This is a genomic window from Novosphingobium sp. AAP83, from assembly GCF_001295795.1.
Lineage (GTDB): Bacteria > Pseudomonadota > Alphaproteobacteria > Sphingomonadales > Sphingomonadaceae > Novosphingobium.
On the sequence record NZ_LJHY01000020.1, the window covers coordinates 122365 to 140333 of the forward strand.

Here is a 17969-nt window from a genome sequence, read left to right on the forward strand (position 1 = left end):
GCAGGTCCCTTGCAGCGCGGGCGCGGGCTGACTATCGCCTATGGAAAGCCTCATTTGAAGGATTCACTGGCCCATGACCACTTTCGACGACCGCGAGAAGGCTTTTGAAGCCAAGTTCGCCCGTGACGAAGAAATGATGTTCCGCGTCCATGCCCGCCGCAATCGCCTTTTGGGTGTTTGGGCAGCTGAACGTATGGGTCTTGATGGAGCCGAGACCGAGGGATACGCCAAATCCGTTGTTCAGGCCGATTTCGAAGAGGCTGGTGACGAAGACGTGGTTCGCAAGCTGCTTGGCGATCTGACTTCCGCCGGTGTTGAAATTGACGAAGCGGAAATCCGTTTGGCGTTGGATGCCAAATCGGTCGAAGCGCGTCGGCAATTGATGGGTGAATCCTGATGGCGATGGCCGCTGACGAAATCTCAGCCATGATCCGCGCGGCCTTGCCCGACGCAGAAGTAGAGATTACCGATCTTGCCGGAGATGGTGACCATTACGCGGCGCGTGTCGTCTCACCAAGCTTTGCAGGCCTTTCCCGTGTAAAGCAGCACAAACTGGTTTACGAAGCGCTGGGTGGCCGCATGGGCGGCGTGCTTCATGCCTTGCAACTGACCACCGCCGTTCCCAATTGAGAGCGGCGCGAAAGGAACAAGATCCCCAATGTCTAGCACCACCGAAGAACGTATCGCCGAAATCGTCAACGGCAACGACGTCGTCCTGTTCATGAAGGGCTCACCGCTGTTTCCGCAGTGCGGTTTTTCCAGCAAGGCGATCGCCATCCTCGAGCATCTGGGCGTTGAATATGCCAGCGTCGATGTGTTGCAGGACATGGAAATCCGTGGTGGCATCAAGGCTTTTTCGGATTGGCCAACGATCCCCCAGCTTTATGTAAAGGGTGAATTTGTCGGCGGGTCCGATATCATGATGGAGATGTTCCAAGCGGGCGAACTCCAGACCTTGATGGAAGAGTCCGACGTAAAGTCGGCCTGATCTGAACCACGATGACTTGAATTGCATAAACGCGATCGACTTTGTGTCGGTCGCGTTTTTCGTTGCTGCCGTTTTGTCGGGAGGCCCGGGAGAGGCGGAGCCAGAAAGACCGGGGGGACTGGCTCCGCCTCGAGAAGATTAAACTCTTCGGGACAAGCAACAATAAGCACGATGCGTGCCAAACCTGCAAAAGCCTTTGAAATCGGGCCAGGCTTAAATGTTGTAACACGAGGTTTAACACTGATTGTAAAACAATCCGACATCCCATGCGGGCTTGGCAAGCGCCGTTCTTGGGGACATGGTAGCCGCTATGGAAACTTATGATCCTGAACAGGAATACGTGCTGGCCAATACAGTGCCTGCGGCAACAGTTGTCATTTACCGGCGAAATGCTGCCGGCGGGCCAGCCCAACTGTTGATGGTTGAGCGCAACGCCAGTTTGGCATTTGCTGGCGGGGCGACAGTTTTTCCCGGAGGAAAAATCGATCCTGCCGACTGCGAACTGGCAGCGAAGTTGGGTGGTGACCTTGATCTAGGCGCGGCGCGTGTCGCGGCTGTGCGTGAGACGCTTGAGGAAACCGGGCTTGTTGTGGGTATCGAAGGCACAGTTGACGGCATGATCGCCGCGCAGGCCCGCCAAATGTTGCTGGAAACAGGCGATCTTGCTCCGGTCCTTGACGCTTTTGGCTGGACATTGGCGCCGGACCGGTTGGTGCCGTTTGCGCGCTGGTGGCCACGGCACCGCACAGAACGGATTTTTGACACGCACTTTTTCCTGGCCGATCTGGGGACAGGCGCTGTTGATATTGAAGTGGACGCGACTGAAAACCGGCATCTGTTCTGGGCCAGTGCTGCCGAAGCGCTCGAACTTGCAGAACACGGCAAGATCAGAGTGATCTTTCCCACCCGTCGCAATCTTGAACGTCTGGCCTTGTTCGATACGTATGAGGCAGCTTGTGCCAATGCGGAAGTATTTCCGATTGACGTGATTAGCCCTTACGTTGAAATACGTAATGGAGAGCGTTGGTTGATGATCCCGGACGGGCTCGGCTATCCCGTTTTGGGCGAACCGATTGCGACTGCGCGCCGCGGCTAGGAGTTTGACCCAATGGCTATTGAGGTTGGGTTAAGGATTTGGTGTTTATACTTCATTCGAGGTGTCATCATGTCCCAGACGCAAGCCCAGCCGCAAACCCAGTCTCAGTCTTTTTCAGCAGAAATGAATGTTTCAAGCGCACTTTCGCTTGCGCCTGCGGGTAGACCAGCGGGAAATGGTCCGCGTGTGGCCAATCCGGTGGATGTGCCCATCGCATCCCCTGTACACTCGTTGCAGGACAAGCTGACCCGCTTCGACGAACTGGATGCAGGTTCGGAAGTGGCCTATTCTTTCAAGGCGCACAAAGCCCCGGCATGGGTGCGCATGGCATTGCCGGTGGCGCTTTCAATCGGACTATGGGCGGGTATCCTATACGCGGTCGGTTTGATCGGTTGACCCAGATTGGTCGAAAAGCGCTATAAGCATTCCATCTTTCTGCCTGCCTTTCGGGGCTGGCAAAAGCGCATTGGCAAGCGCTGCGTAATCGCCGCAATCGGATGATCCCGCAATCCGCTCCTGCAATGCCCGATAGTGTGAGAGCACTTGCTCGCCCATCGGTGTAAGCTTTGCCCCGCCACCTTTGGCGCTGCCGGGGCTGGTTTCGACCAATGCTTCACGCCAGCAGCGGTTCATCGCATCGGTCAGTAGCCAAGCCCGGCGGTAGCTCATGTCCATGGCGCGGGCAGCAGCCGAGATTGAGCCATGCAACGCGATCGCGCTCAGCAGATCGGCCTTGCCCGGCCCCATGGCGATTTCATTGCCGCAATAGAGCTGGATTTTCAGTTTTAGCCGCTGTTCCATGGCTTTGTGTGGCGGGCATCACGCAGTCTTGCAACTTGTTTCCCCGGCAACTAGCACCACGCGATGATTGCAACCGTAGACGCGTTCCACGCCATCGCCGTTAGCCGCCTCGCCCACGATCTGGAGGCGGCGGGGCAAAGCGTTATCCACATGGAGTTCGGCCAGCCTTCGACCGGAGCGCCCGCCCGTGCAATCGCACTTGCCCATACGGTGCTTGATAACGAAGCGATGGGATATTGGGAAAGTGTGCCGCTGAAGAGCCGGATCGCGCGCCATTATGCCGATAGCTACGGCGTGAAAGTGGACCCCGAACAAGTGATCCTGACGTGCGGGGCATCGCCTGCCTTTGTCATGGCGCTTTCGTGCCTGTTCCGTCCCGGTGCGCGGGTCGCTTTGGCGCGGCCGGGCTATGTTGCTTATCGCAACACGTTAAAGGCGATGTATCTTGAACCTGTCGAAATGGATTGCGGAGCCGACGCGCGCTTTCAGGTAACTGCGGCGGCGATCGATGCGCTGGATCCTGCGCCGGACGGGCTGATCATTGCCAGCCCCGCCAATCCCACCGGAACGATCATTGCAACCGACGAACTGGCAGCGATTGCCGAAGTTTGCCAGCGCAAGGGCATCCGTGTGGTGTCGGACGAGATTTATCACGGCCTTAGCTATGGCGCACGTGCGGCGTCGATGCTGGAATACTGGCCCCAAGCCGTGATTGTGAATTCGTTTTCCAAGTATTTCAGCATGGCTGGTTGGCGGCTGGGCTGGCTGGTGGTGCCGCCCGCATTGATTGCGCCGGCGCGCGCACGGATGGGCAGCATGTTCCTGACCCCGCCTGTTCTGGCACAAAAGGCAGGGCTGATCGCTTTTGAGTGCCGGGACGAATTGGAAGGGCATCTTGAAACATATGCCCGCAACCGCGCCATTTTGCTCGATGCCTTGCCGAAATTGGGGCTCGGCAATATCGCGCCGCCCGATGGGGCCTTCTATATCTATGCCGATGCCAGCGAATTTACGCAGGATAGTCTGGCATTTTGCACAGAACTTCTGCGCGATACCGGTGTTTGCATTGCGCCCGGGATCGATTTTGATCCGGTGAATGGCCATCGTTTCATCCGCTTTAGTTTCGCGGTTTCAACGCCCTTGATTGAAGAAGCGGTCCGCCGGATGACGCCGTGGTTTGCAAAACGGCGGGGGCTGTGGGCTGCGGGTTCTTTGTAAACGGCATCTGCAAATATTTTAACCAAATATCATAGGCTTGATAATTTGGTTAGCGAAAGTGAAACCTGATTTCCTGTTAAATTGTAAACCTGTCCTGATGCTTTTGGGGGTATGTGAAAAACGAAAGTTAGGTAACAAGTGAACGGGTGGCTCCATCGCCTTTATCTCAATTCGACAGGCAGCATTTTGCCGCTTGCCGCGATTGCTTTGCCAGTCATCTTGGCAATGGTGGGGAGCGGCCTCGATATGAGCCGCGTCTACAAAGCGCGCAACCGTTTGCAAACTGCCTGTGATGCCGGGACATTGGCTGGCCGCCGCGCAGTGACCAATGCTGGTTATGGTACCGATGAGATGGCCGTGGCCAGTGCCTATTTCAACACGAACTTTGTGCAAGGCGATGTTGGAGCAACTGGCACCACCTTCACGACAAGCTCGCCGGATGAGGGCAACTTCGTTTCTGGAGCTGCCAGGACATCGGTAAAGATGGCTGTGATGGGTGTCGCGGGCTTCGACTCTTTCGACATATCGGTAAGCTGTCAGGCGACCTTGGGTGTTGGCAACAGCGATATAACGATGGTTCTGGATACCACAGGCTCGATGGGAGCCACGCTTTCAGGTACATCGCAAACACGCATTCAGGCCTTGCGCGCCGCGATGAAGAACTTTTACGATACGCTGGCGATGGAAGCTTCCGGTTCCAACGCGCGCATCCGCTATTCCTTTGTGCCCTATAGCTCGTCAGTAAACGTGGGACGCTTGATCCACGACCGCAACCCGGATTTTCTGGCCGATCAATGGCCAATCCAATCGCGTGAGCCGGTGTTCCGGACAATTAACGAGCAGGTTTTTGTGGGCTGGAATGATCCGGTTTACACAAGTTCGGAAAACTATAGCGCGGAAATGTCTGGCCCCACATCGCCGTACAGCGCCGACAATTATTCCTCGCAAAGCAGTTGTAATTCGGCACGTCCTTCAGACACGGGGTGGTCGAACAACGGATCTTCGACCGAAAGCAGCAGCACGACCAGCAATGCGGCGCGGCAAGTTGTCACAACCACGACGACGCAGCCGCAACTTAGCACGCGATACACCTGTCAGCGGTTAAGCAGCAACGGGCGGCCATGGCGCATCTTTGCTTATTTTGTGACGCGCAATTTCCTGACCTATCGTTACGCAACATCCGAGGCCATTTTGGAAACGCGGACCCGTCAGGAATTCAGCAACTGGGCATACAAGCAAATCACCTTCAACACGGCCGATTACAAAAAGTTCCTGCCTACAACGGTAAACAACGGCACCAATGGTGCGCCGATCAGCTACTCTTGGAATGGTTGCATCGAAGAGCGGGACTCCGTTGCAACTGGCAGTGTGAGTTATTCCAGCTTGTTGGGCATGTCCCCGTCCGACGCTGAAGACTTGAATATCGACAAGCTGCCACAGGCGGGCGATCCGGCCACCAAGTGGGGACCGATGTGGCCGGAGTTGGCGTATCATCGCTTGAATTCGTCGAACGGGTTGACCAACCTTTCCGAAACGACACGCGGAACAAAGGCTCAATCGTTCTGTCCGCACAGAGCGCAGTTGCTTCAGGAAATGGAGCAATCCAGCTTTTACAGTTATGCTGATTCATTGATTGCTGCCGGTTCAACCTATCATGATCTTGGCATGTTGTGGGGGCTGCGGCTCAATTCGCCGGAAGGCCCTTGGCAAGAGCTGGTCAATACTGCGCCCAACAACGGGGCCAAAGTGGCTCGGCATATCATCTTCATGACCGACGGCATGATGGAGCCGAACTACGCTATCCAGTCAACTTACGGTATCGAATGGCATGACCGCCGGATCACCGATGATGGCTACAGCAATCAGGCTGCGCGCCACACAGCCCGTTTCCGGGCGCTGTGTGATGCTGCCAAGGCCAAAGGCCTTCGCGTCTGGGTTATTGCCTTTGCATCATCCCTTACCACCGATTTGAACTATTGCGCATCGAGCAACAGCTCATTTCTTGCGACCAATGCGACGCAGTTGAATACTGCGTTCCAGGATATCGCCAAGAGCGTTGGCGAGTTGCGGGTGTATCAATGATGCGCCCCGCTGGCATCAAATTCCGGATCAAGCAAGGCGCGGAGAAGCGCCACGATTTGCAGCCTGCGCTGTTGCGCGACTGTGCGGGAGCGACCGCATTGGAGTTTGCAATGATCGCTCCGGTGTTTCTGATGATCATTGCTGGCAGCCTGGATCTTGGCCAGATGGTCTATGCCAAATCGGTGCTGGATGGCGCGGTGGAAAAGGCGGCACGCGATTCCACCTTGGAGACAGTCAGCACCCAAGCCGCAGACAACATCGTTAAAAAGGCGGTATGGGAGATCCTTCCCGCTGCGAGGGTTTCTGCCACGCGCAAAAACTATTTTGATTTCAATAACGCCAATCGCGGCGAAGAACTCGATGACGTGAACGGTGATGGCGAATGTTCGCTGGGCGAGGCCTATACCGATCTTAACGGCAACGATGCGTGGGATGAAGATTTGGGGGATGAGGGCAATGGCGGCGCGAATGACGTGATCGTTTACACCGTGAATGTAACCTACGAACCTGTTTTTGCCATGCCCATGGTTCCGCTGGACTGGTCGACCAGAGAGATCAGCGCCACGGCGGTGAAGCGCAACCAGCCTTTTGGCAAGCAAAGCGGCAATTATTCAGCGCGGCCCAAAGTATGCTGAAACGCATCGCCCTTGCCGCCCATGGACGCGCATGGCGAAACCTGCTCGCCGACACTTCGGGTGTTGCCTTTGTCGAATTTGCGCTCGCTGCTCCGCTCATGCTGTCGGTCGCGTGCTACGGCATCGAACTGGCCCATTTCACCGCTGTTGACATGAAGATGAGCGAAGTTGCGCTATCGCTTGCTGACAACGCTTCGCGGATCGGCCAGACCGACAACGTCAATGTGACGCCGACCGTGAACGAGACCGACATCAAAGAGGTGATGCGCGGCGTGCAGGAACAATCTGCGGGATACAACTTCCAAACCCAGGGCAAAGTCATCTTGACGAGCCTTGAGCGCGATACCGCGACGGGCAAACAGGTCATCCGCTGGCAACGCTGCTATGGCAACCTTGCGCGCCAATCCGGCTATGGCAATGATAATGACCGTAATGGGTTGAATGGTGATGTGATCGCAGGCCTTGGCCATGGTCCAGTAAAGATCACTGCAAATGCCAATAGTGCCGTCATGTTTGTCGAGGTTTTTTACACCTATATAGGCCTGTTCGGCGATCTGTTCGTCAGCAATCGCACTTTGAAGAAAGAGGGTGCGTTTCTGGTTCGGGACAATCGCCGGTTGGGCGTTGATGTGAGCGGCGGCGGCATAATGCATGCTTGCGTTATGCCGTCATGAACATGCGCGCGCTGTCTTGTCGCTTTCATACAGTAATTCTAGAGTCTCCAAACTGTCCGTCTGCTGACGCATTACTCCCTTAGCGCCCTCTTATGGCCGGAATGGCCGATGACAGGGGGTCTGTTACATGATTCATCGTTTTTCGACCGGTTGCGCCATGGCAGCCTTAGCCATCGCGGCGTTCGGCGCAGTTCCAGCATTCGCGCAAAGTGCTCCAGCCGCCGATGCAGCGGTTGAATCCGATGCCGCCGAGGCCAATGATGTTATAATCGTGACAGGCGCTATCGCTGAATCTCAGGCCGCTTCGATCCGCGAGAAGCGGATTGCGATCAACTTGGTTGATGTGGCTGCCGCAGACGCTGTAGGCCGTTTTCCCGATCAGAACAGCGCCGCTGCTCTTTCGCGCCTGCCTGCTGTCGCGGTGCAACGTGATCAGGGGCAGGAGCGCTACATCCAGATCCGTGGCGCACCCAACCGTTGGACGTCGGTGATGATTGATGGCGTGCCGATGATCGGCGTGGACGAAGGCGGCGATACGCGCGCGTTCCGTTTTGACGCGGTGCCTGCGGTGATCTTGTCCTCGATGGTGATCAATAAGTCGCTGACGCCAGAAATTCCGGCAGACGCCATTGTGGCCAATGTCGATCTGCGCACATGGTCGCCACTGGAACGCAAGGGCCTGCATGTCGTTGGCGATCTTGGCTATGGTTTCATGAACTTGGGCAAGGGCGAACAGCGTCAAGCATCGCTGCGTGTCAGCTGGGCCAATGATGTGGTTGGCATCGTGCTGGGCGGATCACATTATCGGCGCAAGCAGATCACGGATAACCGTGAAGTTGGTGCATATGATGCACCTTCAGACGCGAATGACACGACCTTCGGCCCGACCGAAATTGACATCCGCCAGTATGAGATTGAACGCTGGAGCAATGGCCTGTTCGGCGGCGTTGAGTATGAACCCGTTGCTGGCCAGAAAATCTGGGCCAAGGCGATCTTCACCGAATTTAACGATGACGAACAGCGCAACCAATATGAATTGCGGCTTGATCGTGCAGCCAGCGGCACGCGCAATCTCGACAACGGCAATCTGGTTGGCGTGCCAATGCGTGGCTCGTTCAATTATGGCGAATACCGCAACCGCAACATGATTGGTGCCATCGGCGGCGATTATGCCACCGACAATGGCTTTACTGCGAACATTCGCCTCAACTACGCCCGCACCGAAAACACATCGTACCTGCCATTGGTGCAGGCGAGCACATCGGGTCTGAACTCACCGTCGTTGACGTATCAACGGTCGGACCCGCGCTTCCCCGTTGTGTCGCTGTTCAACACTGTGCAGGTCGGTGGACGGCCAGCCCGTGGCACCACGGCTTTGACGGCGTTCAACCAGACTTCGCTGAACAACGCCGGTTCGATCGCCATTGCCGCGCGCCAAGCGACCGTCTCTGACAGCTATACGGTGAAGCTTGATGTCAGCAAGAAGATGGATAGGCTAACGCTTTCGGCGGGCGGGCTTTATGCGGACCGTACGATTTCGGGCAACAATTTCTCGTTCTCCAACGTGGCTGCTATCGGCGCGCTGGGCAGCCGGGTAGGGCAGCCATTTGACGTAAACAGCTTTGTGACAAACCGTCCTTGGGTCACCGATTTCCCACTCGGCTTCACATTGAACTATATCGATAACCGGGCGATGCGCAGCGCGCTTGATAGTCTGTTGCCCGCCCTCACTGCGGCTGGGCTTTACAACCCAGACAATGATATTCCGGTTACTGACCGTTACCGCCAATTGGAAAAGACCATGGCCGGTTACGTCATGGCGTCGGCCGAGCTCGATAACTTGTTGCTGACCGGTGGCTTGCGCTTGGAACATTACCGCTTGATCAACAGCGGTACGGCGTTGATTGGCACAACCCAAACACCGATTTCGGTGAAGCAAAACCGCACGGATTTGTTCCCAAGCATCAATGCGCGCTTCTCGATGGGGGAAGATGTTGTCATGCGCCTTTCGGGCCAGCGCGGTGTTTCACGTCCTGCTTATGGTGCAATTCGGGTCGGCTCCTCGATCAACGACACAGCATCGCCGGGCACAATCACGGGCGGCAATCCGGGTCTGGAGGCCGAATATACTTGGGGCATTGACGGTAGCTTTGAATATTATCTGCCAGGTAACGGCTTGGTTTCCATCGCCGGTTTCCATCGCTGGGTCGACAATGTGTTCTACCAAAATGCTCAAGTGGTTGGCAGCAACGTGTTTGACACTCCGGGCAGGGACCGTTCAGGTTACTTGCTGACATCGACCTTTAACGGTCAAAACGGTACGCTTTATGGTGTTGAGATGACGTACCAGCAGCAGTTTACCTTCTTGCCTTCACCGATGGATGGGTTCGGCTTCCAAGGTAACCTTACCTTGCTGGACGGCCAGTTTGATACTCAAGTTGTGAATGGCGCACAGCAAAAGGGCGTCGATTTCCAAGGCCTGTCAGGCACAATCTGGAACGCCTCGCTCTACTATGAAAAGTATGGCTTCTCGGCCCGCGCCAGTTATCAATGGCGCTCTGACTGGCTTGACAGCCTGGGCGGATTTGGCAGCGGGGAATCGCGCAAGTCCTATGGCAACCTTGATGTGTCGTTGCGCTATCAGGTGACTGATAACTTCACTCTGTTTGCCGATGCTGCTAACCTTACCAATGAAACATATGTCGCCTATCAGGACACGTTAGAGCAGCCGACCGAGGTGGAGCGTATCGGTTCACGCTATCTGTTCGGCATGCGTTTTAACTTCTGACCGAAAACCAAGAGGAAGCCATCATGCGCACCATAATCGCCGCCACAGCATCGCTCCTCGTCATCGCTTCTGCCACCCCATCAGCAGCGATCGACCGGGCGGCGATTACGCGCATCGATGCCGGGCACATTGCCATCGAATGGAGCGATGCTGATCCGGTTACCATCTCGGCCTCAAGCGATCCGGCTGGTGCAGATGCGGCGGCCGAGGTGATTGCCAAGGCGGACCGGTCCCGCCGGATCGTATTGGCCGCGACCGCAGGGCAACGCCGTTATTACACTCTGCGCGATGGCGGTGATGGTTCGGTGCGGCGCGTGGCAGAGCGGGTTCTGCCGCTAGAGCAAGGATCGAACTTCCGCGATGTCGGTGGTTATGCCGGTGCGGATGGCAAGCAGGTTGTGTGGGGGCGGATATTCCGTTCCGGCGCGATGCCACTGCTGACCGAGGCCGATTACGCGACACTGGCCAATCTCAAGATCGTCACGATTGTCGATCTGCGCTCCACCGATGAACGGATGATTGCGCCAACGATGCTCGATGATCGGACCGATGCGACGTTCATCAGCAACGATTATTCGCTCAAGCCCCTGATGGCTGGGCTTGGCAAGAATGGCGGCGAATATATGTATTCGGGCATGGGGCTGATGATCAGTCCGCAGTTGAAAGCGATTTTTCGCTCTTTGATCAAGGCGGAAGGGCCGGTTCTTTACAATTGCTCTGCGGGGCAGGACCGCACGGGCATTGCTACGGCTCTGGTACTCAGCGCTTTGGGCGTTGATCGCAAGACCATCCTTGAGGACTATCATCTCTCCACAGAACTGCGCCGCCCGCAGTTTGAAATGCCTGCGCTTGATCCCGCAGACTGGCCGGGCAATCCGATTGTGCCCTACTATGTCGCATCGCTGAAAAAGCCCGGCGGGCCAAAGGCAGAGCCGCTTTACACAGCAAAGGGCGCATCGCATCTGGCGCAACTGTTCGAAGTGATTGATCGCGATTATGGCAGTGTAGAAGTCTATCTCGCCAAAGAACTGGGCGTGACGAAGGCGGAAATTTCGCGTTTGCGGGCGCTCTACCTGAATTGATGCGGCGTCCTTGCCTGTTTGCGATGGCGCTCTTGCCGCCAGAAGGTTAGACGCAAGGAGCGGCTGGGGCGTCCGTCCACTTGATCTGAGGGCAGACCGCTGGCTTGCAAGTAGTGCGGATCAATACAGCGCGCGGGGCGCGGTGTTGGCATCTGGTGTTGGACATTTTCGCTCCAACAATGTTCTGCGCAATCCGATAAACCCGAGAGCCGCAAAAATTCCCCTCAAACAATCCGTTGCCTTGCTCTTGCCGTGCTGGCGGCAAAGCGCAACCACTTCAAAGCTATCGACACAAAGTTTCCCTGAAGCGAGGGACAATCAAGGATGAGATCGTTCGCCTTCCCGTTCGCATTCAGCGCCGGCTACGATCAATCCAATATACTGCCAGAAAATCTCGCGGGCAGCGAGATCATCGCAAAGCCGTATCGCATCGAAGAGCTTGCCTATCGGCTGCGCGAGATGATGATGCAAGAGCGTCTGTAGTGAGTTCAGCGGCGGATTAATGATCAAAGTAACGTGTTGGTCTGCGCACAATGCGGGCTCTACAACGGATGAATTTTTCGACAAAAAACTTCGGGGGTCATGGCCGGTCTCCGTCAACACCAGTCTTCTGTAAACTTTCCGATGGTCTGCGAATGGAGGTTTCTGTCGCAACCAGCAGTTCGCGGATCGAGGCTCTAATAGCGGGAATTGGCTGACTGCCGACACCCCTTTGAAGTTATCGGGAATGGCGTGCTGCTAAAGTCGATTGCCCGTAACCCGGCATTCTAAAGACGGCCCGCCAACACATATCCCATTGTCCAGATCCATCCGTCGGCTAGATCTTGGTGCGCCCGCATGAAAGCGAAGGGCACTCAAATCATTGGGAAATCTTGGTGCATAGGGCTGCGTAAGCCACAAAATGCACCCAAATGGCGGAGAATAGCGAGAGACCGAAGAGGCAGCTGTCGACCGATCTAGCGGTTCAGATGCAATGCCGGGAACGTCGGTCTACGCCAATACCGGCCCCTGATTGAGAGCTTTTGGCACTTGAGGCACTTTTCTGCGGCGCATGCGACGAAAGCTTGAGTATAACCCCTGCAAATGCGAACGCATTTGAACACACAATGCCCGGGCCTGCGAAAACCAATGTCAGATTCAATCCAGTTTGCGCACCAGAATGCTGTCCCCGCGGACGATAAATCAACCCGCCCCAGCCTCTCATCTCCAGGAGCTTCGGCTAAGCGTCATGCTGCAACGGCGCGATGTGATGCCATGGTTGAACATGCCCGCGCACAGATCATGGCCGTCGGCGTAGATCGCTTCAACATCAACGAGGTCTTGCGGCAAGCAGGCGGATCCAAAGCCACGCTGGTCAAGTATTTTGGTGATCGAACCGGACTGATTGCCGCAGCGATCGGAGCCGAAGCGCGATCGGCCATGGCGGAGTTGGGATTTGGTACAGCGATTCCGCTCTCTATGCCGCTCGCAGAGGCACTCCAGCGCGTGCTTTGCGGCGTTTTGCAGTTTTATCTGCAACCCGGAGCCTTGTCGCTTTATCGCGCTGTAGTTGGCTCAGCCAGCAGTGACCCTCGCGGAGCCGCCGGATTTTATCATGAAGGCCATGCCGTCGTCGTCAGCTCGATTGCTCAGATTCTCGAGAATCGCAAAGGCCGGGACGTTCGCAGGAATATCGATAGCCTCGATGTTGCTGATCAGCTTGTTCACGCCATCCGCGCCGGATTGTACGAGCGCGCACTTATCGGACTGGATTCGCCCTCCACCGACGACGCAGCAATAAAATGTAGAATATCAGCAACGCTGGCGCTGGTTTTACCCGGATTGGCAATACACGGCTAACTTGACCTGCCTGACACCCCCATATATGTACCTTGGGTACACAAATAGGGGGAAGAGGATCAATGACCTGGTTGCAGTGCGCTTGGTATATGGCGGGATGGGCTGATGAAGTCGGTCAAGCCGGTCTTTCACGCCGCATTACGGACAAGCTGATATTTTTTTACCGCCTCGCTGATGGCAAGGTCGCGGCAATTCTGGATCGTTGCCCACACCGGTTCGCGCCCTTATCTAAGGGCACACGCGATGGTGACAATGTTGTTTGTGGGTATCACGGCCTGACGTTTTCGCCTGAAGGTCGGTGTGTACATAATCCTTTTGGCGAACGTATCCCCGCAGGGGCCGATATTCCTATTTTCGACGTTGCCGAAAAAGATGGCATTGTCTGGCTGTGGGGTGGCGTTGCCGGAACCTCAGATCCGGCTCTCCTCCCTGATTTCAGCTTCATCCCCAACACACCGTACAGCCGTTCCGTACGCGGCTACACGCTCCTGCATGCAAATTACGAATATGGGACCGACAACCTGCTTGATCTTTCCCATATCGAATTTGTCCATAAGGGCACTTTTGCAGGCCAAGGTGTCATTTTTGCCGGAGACCATTCTGTAAAGACAGATGGCGATACTCTGCATTCCAACTGGTGGATGCCGGATATTGCGCCTCCATCTGTGGCGCAAGCCATGTTCCCGCCCGAAGCCAAAGTCGATCATTGGCTCGATATGCGGTGGAATGCCCCGGCAACCATGCGGTTGAACATTGGCGTAACGCCGCATGGGGCTGATCGTCAGGCCGGATTTGAAGTGCCGCAAGCGCACATCCTGACCCCGGCGGACGAACATTCCAGCCACTACTTCTGGTCGTCCACGCGCTTTCACGATCTCGAGAACCCCGAAGCAGATGCCATGCTTCTGACGCTCTTCGGCGACGCCTTCGATGTCGAAGACAAGCCGATGATTGAGGCCGCTTACAACAACGTAAAGGGCAAAGACTTCTGGAAAGAAAAACCCGTCTCGCTCGGTATCGATCAAGGCGGGACACGCGCCCGGCGTGTTTTGGAGCGATTGATTGCTCAGGAGAATAATGCCGAGGCCTGAAAGCCTCAAAGCCATAACTGGGAGAGGATAAACGATGTCAAAACTGTTGCTAACAAGCTCCGTAATCGTATTGGCGGTTACGGCCACCCCTGCTGTTGCCCAAAATGTTGCGCAATCAGCCTCATCCGCGCAAACTGAAGATACAAGCAGTGAACTCAATGCTATTGTCGTCACAGCACGCCTTCGTCAGGAATCCTTGACCGAAGTGCCGATCGCGGTTTCTGTAGCTACCGCTGAACAGCTCGCACGCGACCAGATATACACCCTGAGCGATCTCAGCCGCATCACGCCGACACTCGAAGTCAGCGCCAGTTTCGGTGGCAACATTAATGGCGGTGCGGGCATCCGCGGAATTCGTACGCAAGCCTTCAACCCCAGCGTTTCGCCCTCGGTCGCACTCGTCGTCGATCAGGCGGCTGCCGGTAACGTCACATTCCCGATCCTGCATGATGTCGCACAGGTGGAAGTGTTGCGCGGTCCACAAGGAACGCTATTCGGCCAAGGTGCATCTGCGGGCGTGGTCAGCGTCACCACAAGAGCGCCCAAGCTTGGTGAGGTTCAGGCCAACTTCAATGTCGACTATGCCGATGACGGTACGGCCGGTTCCGAGAATACCGAAATCGTCATGCGCGGCGGGCTTAACGTGCCGCTGGGCACCAATGCCGCGCTGCGGGTGGCCGGGTTCTACCGGCAGGAAGTGGGCCTGCGCACCAACACCTTCCTCAACCTGGATGACAACCGGCGCGAATATGCCATTCGCGGGCGGCTGCGGTTCGAGCCTACTGACCGGCTGACGATCGATCTCATCGCCGACTATGGCAAGACAATCGAAGATGGCGTCAGCTTTTTCTCGCCGACCCTTGCGCCGCGCAGCACCGCGCCTACCGATGAACCGGGAGTGACCCTCGGCCAGGCTTCGCTTGCCGATCTCGCCGCATGTGGCGTTACGCGTGACCGGATCACGCCCCGCGGGCGGTTTTATTGCGAAGATGTCCAATCAGAGGAAAACAGCGCTGCACTCAGCCTGACAGCGGTGATCGGCTACAAGCTTTCCGACCGGCTCTCTGTCACTTCGGTATCGTCGTATCGTGATCTCAGGATCGACGTTTTCGGGCGCAATTTTTCGACGCGCGCTTTTGGACTTTCCGCACGCAATGAAAACCTGCAGGAAAACTACGACCAATTCAGCCAGGAACTGCGCTTCGCTTACGAGGGCAATGGCTTCGACGTGATTTTCGGCGGGTTCCTGAACCAATTCAGCTCGGCCCAGACCCCGCTCAACCCCGCGCTGCCCTTTGGCGTGACTGCACCGGGACAGCGGGTTGGCTTCAGCGTCTGCACTGGCGATGGCGGATTCTGTGTGGTTCCGGTCACCTTCGTGTCCGAAACGTCCGACAACCGTACTCTGGCCGGCTTTGCCGACGTGACGGTGGACCTGTCGGAACAGATTGAGGCGTTCGGCGGTCTGCGCATTACATCGTACAAGAACGACAGCACGTACGGCCTGAACAGTGTCACGCCTTCTGCATTCGGCAACATCAGCGAAAGCAACCTGTCGGGGCGTATTGGCTTCAGTTACAAGCCCAATTCCGATCTCAATATCTACACGTCCTATTCGCGCGGATACAAACCGTCGGCGCTTGGCTTTCCGGGCCAGCCTGGCGCGCCCTTCATTCCGCTCAATCCCGAAGAAAATTCGGCCTTCGAAATCGGTGCCAAAGGTAACCTAGGCGGGCTGCAACTGGCCGGTAACGTGTTCTACATGAATGTTGCGAATTTCCAGGGGCAGGAAAGCATCCTTGTCGGCGGTGAATTGATTTCGCAAATCCGTAACATAGGAGACATCGAATCCTACGGGTTTGAAGTGAGCGCGTTTGGCCAGTTGACCGAACGACTGTCGGTCAACGCCGGCTATCAGTTCAACCACGCAGTCTATCCGGAAGGCTTCATAGGCGACGACGGATCGGACCTCAGCCGTGAACAGCTGCTCAGCGCGCCGCGCCACAAATTCGTGCTCTCGGCCGACTACGTCCAGCCGATCAACGACAGGACCGAGGCATTTTTCAACACCAACATCATTTACAAAAGTGCCATCCGGCTCTCGAATCAGGATACCAACCGGTTCGTGTTTCCTGCTGGCGAGACGATCAACCTGCGCCTTGGTGTCAGGAATGTCGATGAACGCTGGACGGCTTCGCTGTTCGTGCGAAACCTTACCCAGAATCGCGAGCCGGCTTCCTACCTGCCAATCACTTTTGGCGGCCAGGATGATATCAGCGCGCGCGGCCGACCTGTTTCAGGCCTTACGACACGGGTCGTCGGCGCCTCTGTCGGTTTCGATTTCTGACCGGGCGAAAGTTTCGGAGGCTAACCAATAGCGCGTGAGTTTCGAGCCGCCGCCCTCATAGCCTTGGGGGTGCGCGGTTCGAAACTGGTGACCGACCGCCACTATCATCGGTTCTGGCAAATACAGCTCCCTGACAACCGATCAGGTCTCACTTTCGCATTTCGGTTTCAGAAAGCGGAACTTGAATAGCCGCCATTCGCAAAGCCAGCATAAAGTAGTGTCAGCTGCTGGCATTTTACGACGTTCCGAGATCAACCCGCAAATGGCGGAAAAGTCCCAATATTTGCCTTTCACTGTCCGATAGTTGCACCGAGATCTATCGCCTCGACGCTCACGCGAGGACGTTAGAAGCTGCAAATTTTTACGATGCCCAGCATATGGGGGTCGGGCAATAATGGAAGCGGCTGAATTTTAAAGTTTTTAAAATGGTGCGCCCGGCAGGACTCGAACCTGCTGCCTCAAGATTAGAAGTCTCGCGCTCTATCCAGATGAGCTACGGGCGCACGCGGATTTCCCTTAAGCATGCTTTTCGTTGGCTGCAAACCACGTTAGCAAGGGAGTCATGAACGATCCCCAAATTTCGCGTATCGACGGAGTCGACAGCGCCCGCCGCCATTTCCGGTATTTCGACTATGTGATGGCCGCATTTGTGGCGATCTTGCTGCTGTCGAACCTGATCGGCGCGGCCAAACTGGCGCAAGTCGGCGGGTTCACATTCGGGGCGGGTATTCTGTTTTTCCCGGTTTCCTATGTGATTGGCGATGTGTTGACCGAGGTTTACGGCTATTCCAACGCACGGCGGTGTGTCTGGATGGGCTTTTTTGCGCTGATCTTCATGGCCTTCATGAGCTTCATCGTGGTCGCCATGCCGCCCGCGCCGGGCTGGGAGGGCCAAGCCGCATATGAAAGCGTGTTCGGATCGACTTGGCGGATTGTGCTGGCCTCGGTAACCGCATTCTGGGCGGGCGAATTCGTCAATTCGTTCGTCCTTGCCAAAATGAAAATTTTGACGGCGGGCAAGCATCTGTGGTCGCGCACCATTGGCTCAACCGTGTTCGGGCAGGCGATTGATAGCTTGATCTTCTATCCCGTTGCCTTTCTTGGCATTTGGACGACAGATCAGGTCTTGACCGTGATGGCCACCAACTGGCTGATGAAAGTGGTGTGGGAAGCGGCGCTCACGCCGGTTACCTATGCCGTCGTCGGCTGGCTGAAGAAACGCGAAGGCACCGAGGTTTTCGATACCGGCACCGACTTCTCGCCCTTTGCCAAGGCTGGCTGAACCAAGCCGTCCAAGCCCCGCCGTTATCGGGCGGGGCCAAGGGGCA

General features: G+C 56.2%; 17 protein-coding genes and 1 tRNA gene. 16 read left to right on the forward strand and 2 right to left on the reverse strand.

From position 1 onward, the window contains the following. Positions 1 to 73 precede the first annotated feature (73 nt). The 5 genes from IP81_RS11125 (at position 74) to IP81_RS11145 (ending at position 2480) form a co-directional block, all read left to right on the forward strand. A complete protein-coding gene (locus IP81_RS11125; RefSeq protein ID WP_054108065.1) occupies positions 74 to 397 on the forward strand; it encodes a DUF1476 domain-containing protein in 324 nt (107 codons plus the stop codon). Continuing rightward, a complete protein-coding gene (locus IP81_RS11130) occupies positions 397 to 630 on the forward strand; it encodes a BolA family protein (RefSeq protein WP_054108066.1) in 234 nt (77 codons plus the stop codon). The genes IP81_RS11125 and IP81_RS11130 overlap by 1 nt, the downstream gene beginning before the upstream one ends. Positions 631 to 658: 28 nt before the next feature. After that, positions 659 to 988 carry a Grx4 family monothiol glutaredoxin gene (gene grxD / locus IP81_RS11135; RefSeq protein ID WP_054108067.1) on the forward strand — a complete coding sequence of 110 codons (330 nt, stop codon included), beginning with the start codon at positions 659 to 661 and terminating at the stop codon, positions 986 to 988. A gap of 310 nt (positions 989 to 1298) precedes the next feature. Continuing rightward, on the forward strand, positions 1299 to 2084 hold the full coding sequence (locus tag IP81_RS11140; RefSeq protein ID WP_054108068.1) for an NUDIX domain-containing protein: 786 nt from the start codon (positions 1299 to 1301) through the stop codon (positions 2082 to 2084). 12 nt (positions 2085 to 2096) lie between these two features. Continuing rightward, complete coding sequence (locus IP81_RS11145) at positions 2097 to 2480, forward strand: hypothetical protein (RefSeq protein ID WP_197274601.1); 384 nt, start codon at positions 2097 to 2099, stop codon at positions 2478 to 2480. Here IP81_RS11145 and IP81_RS11150 read toward each other — a convergent pair. Then, positions 2454 to 2885 carry a winged helix-turn-helix domain-containing protein gene (locus IP81_RS11150; RefSeq protein WP_054108070.1) on the reverse strand — a complete coding sequence of 144 codons (432 nt, stop codon included), beginning with the start codon at positions 2883 to 2885 and terminating at the stop codon, positions 2454 to 2456. The two genes, IP81_RS11145 and IP81_RS11150, sit on opposite strands and share 27 nt — an antisense overlap. Before the next feature lie 63 nt (positions 2886 to 2948). Between IP81_RS11150 and IP81_RS11155 the strand changes: the two genes are divergently transcribed. The 10 genes from IP81_RS11155 (at position 2949) to IP81_RS11195 (ending at position 16641) form a co-directional block, all read left to right on the forward strand. Continuing rightward, entirely contained in the window at positions 2949 to 4103 is a 1155-nt protein-coding gene (locus IP81_RS11155) for a pyridoxal phosphate-dependent aminotransferase (protein ID WP_054108071.1), read from the forward strand. Between the two features lie 138 nt (positions 4104 to 4241). After that, a complete protein-coding gene (locus IP81_RS11160; RefSeq protein WP_054108072.1) occupies positions 4242 to 6185 on the forward strand; it encodes a TadE/TadG family type IV pilus assembly protein in 1944 nt (647 codons plus the stop codon). Next, positions 6182 to 6820, forward strand: a complete 639-nt coding sequence (locus IP81_RS11165) for a TadE/TadG family type IV pilus assembly protein (RefSeq protein WP_231626467.1) — start codon at positions 6182 to 6184, stop codon at positions 6818 to 6820. The genes IP81_RS11160 and IP81_RS11165 overlap by 4 nt, the downstream gene beginning before the upstream one ends. After that, positions 6814 to 7494, forward strand: a complete 681-nt coding sequence (locus IP81_RS11170; RefSeq protein ID WP_054108073.1) for a TadE/TadG family type IV pilus assembly protein — start codon at positions 6814 to 6816, stop codon at positions 7492 to 7494. The genes IP81_RS11165 and IP81_RS11170 overlap by 7 nt, the downstream gene beginning before the upstream one ends. A 127-nt stretch (positions 7495 to 7621) precedes the next feature. Then, entirely contained in the window at positions 7622 to 10282 is a 2661-nt protein-coding gene (locus IP81_RS11175) for a TonB-dependent receptor (RefSeq protein ID WP_054108074.1), read from the forward strand. Between the two features lie 23 nt (positions 10283 to 10305). After that, the gene (locus IP81_RS11180) at positions 10306 to 11364 is read left to right on the forward strand and encodes a tyrosine-protein phosphatase (RefSeq protein WP_054108075.1); all 1059 of its coding nucleotides are present in this window, start codon (positions 10306 to 10308) and stop codon (positions 11362 to 11364) included. Positions 11365 to 11688: 324 nt separating this feature from the next. Then, the gene (locus IP81_RS20205) at positions 11689 to 11847 is read left to right on the forward strand and encodes a hypothetical protein (protein WP_157573175.1); all 159 of its coding nucleotides are present in this window, start codon (positions 11689 to 11691) and stop codon (positions 11845 to 11847) included. A 771-nt stretch (positions 11848 to 12618) separates the two neighbouring features. After that, complete coding sequence (locus tag IP81_RS11185) at positions 12619 to 13203, forward strand: TetR/AcrR family transcriptional regulator (protein ID WP_054108076.1); 585 nt, start codon at positions 12619 to 12621, stop codon at positions 13201 to 13203. 62 nt (positions 13204 to 13265) lie between these two features. Further along, positions 13266 to 14294 carry an aromatic ring-hydroxylating dioxygenase subunit alpha gene (locus IP81_RS11190; RefSeq protein ID WP_054108077.1) on the forward strand — a complete coding sequence of 343 codons (1029 nt, stop codon included), beginning with the start codon at positions 13266 to 13268 and terminating at the stop codon, positions 14292 to 14294. Positions 14295 to 14328: 34 nt separating this feature from the next. Further along, complete coding sequence (locus IP81_RS11195; RefSeq protein ID WP_082356111.1) at positions 14329 to 16641, forward strand: TonB-dependent receptor; 2313 nt, start codon at positions 14329 to 14331, stop codon at positions 16639 to 16641. A gap of 426 nt (positions 16642 to 17067) precedes the next feature. Here IP81_RS11195 and IP81_RS11200 read toward each other — a convergent pair. Then, positions 17068 to 17144 (reverse strand) — tRNA-Arg (locus IP81_RS11200). Between the two features lie 59 nt (positions 17145 to 17203). Here IP81_RS11200 and IP81_RS11205 point away from each other — a divergent pair. Continuing rightward, a complete protein-coding gene (locus IP81_RS11205; protein ID WP_054108079.1) occupies positions 17204 to 17923 on the forward strand; it encodes a queuosine precursor transporter in 720 nt (239 codons plus the stop codon). The last annotated feature ends 46 nt before the right edge of the window (positions 17924 to 17969 follow it).

What these genes read in the sequence shown, in the direction of transcription:
- IP81_RS11125 (WP_054108065.1), top strand. Translation starts at nt 74, where the DNA reads ATGACCACTTTCGACGACCGCGAGAAGGCTTTTGAAGCCAAGTTCGCC.
- IP81_RS11130 (WP_054108066.1), top strand. Translation starts at nt 397, where the DNA reads ATGGCGATGGCCGCTGACGAAATCTCAGCCATGATCCGCGCGGCCTTG.
- grxD (WP_054108067.1), top strand. Translation starts at nt 659, where the DNA reads ATGTCTAGCACCACCGAAGAACGTATCGCCGAAATCGTCAACGGCAAC.
- IP81_RS11140 (WP_054108068.1), top strand. Translation starts at nt 1,299, where the DNA reads ATGGAAACTTATGATCCTGAACAGGAATACGTGCTGGCCAATACAGTG.
- IP81_RS11145 (WP_197274601.1), top strand. Translation starts at nt 2,097, where the DNA reads ATGGCTATTGAGGTTGGGTTAAGGATTTGGTGTTTATACTTCATTCGA.
- IP81_RS11150 (WP_054108070.1), bottom strand. Translation starts at nt 2,885, where the DNA reads ATGGAACAGCGGCTAAAACTGAAAATCCAGCTCTATTGCGGCAATGAA.
- IP81_RS11155 (WP_054108071.1), top strand. Translation starts at nt 2,949, where the DNA reads ATGATTGCAACCGTAGACGCGTTCCACGCCATCGCCGTTAGCCGCCTC.
- IP81_RS11165 (WP_231626467.1), top strand. Translation starts at nt 6,182, where the DNA reads ATGATGCGCCCCGCTGGCATCAAATTCCGGATCAAGCAAGGCGCGGAG.
- IP81_RS11170 (WP_054108073.1), top strand. Translation starts at nt 6,814, where the DNA reads ATGCTGAAACGCATCGCCCTTGCCGCCCATGGACGCGCATGGCGAAAC.
- IP81_RS11175 (WP_054108074.1), top strand. Translation starts at nt 7,622, where the DNA reads ATGATTCATCGTTTTTCGACCGGTTGCGCCATGGCAGCCTTAGCCATC.
- IP81_RS11180 (WP_054108075.1), top strand. Translation starts at nt 10,306, where the DNA reads ATGCGCACCATAATCGCCGCCACAGCATCGCTCCTCGTCATCGCTTCT.
- IP81_RS20205 (WP_157573175.1), top strand. Translation starts at nt 11,689, where the DNA reads ATGAGATCGTTCGCCTTCCCGTTCGCATTCAGCGCCGGCTACGATCAA.
- IP81_RS11185 (WP_054108076.1), top strand. Translation starts at nt 12,619, where the DNA reads ATGGTTGAACATGCCCGCGCACAGATCATGGCCGTCGGCGTAGATCGC.
- IP81_RS11190 (WP_054108077.1), top strand. Translation starts at nt 13,266, where the DNA reads ATGACCTGGTTGCAGTGCGCTTGGTATATGGCGGGATGGGCTGATGAA.
- IP81_RS11195 (WP_082356111.1), top strand. Translation starts at nt 14,329, where the DNA reads ATGTCAAAACTGTTGCTAACAAGCTCCGTAATCGTATTGGCGGTTACG.
- IP81_RS11205 (WP_054108079.1), top strand. Translation starts at nt 17,204, where the DNA reads ATGAACGATCCCCAAATTTCGCGTATCGACGGAGTCGACAGCGCCCGC.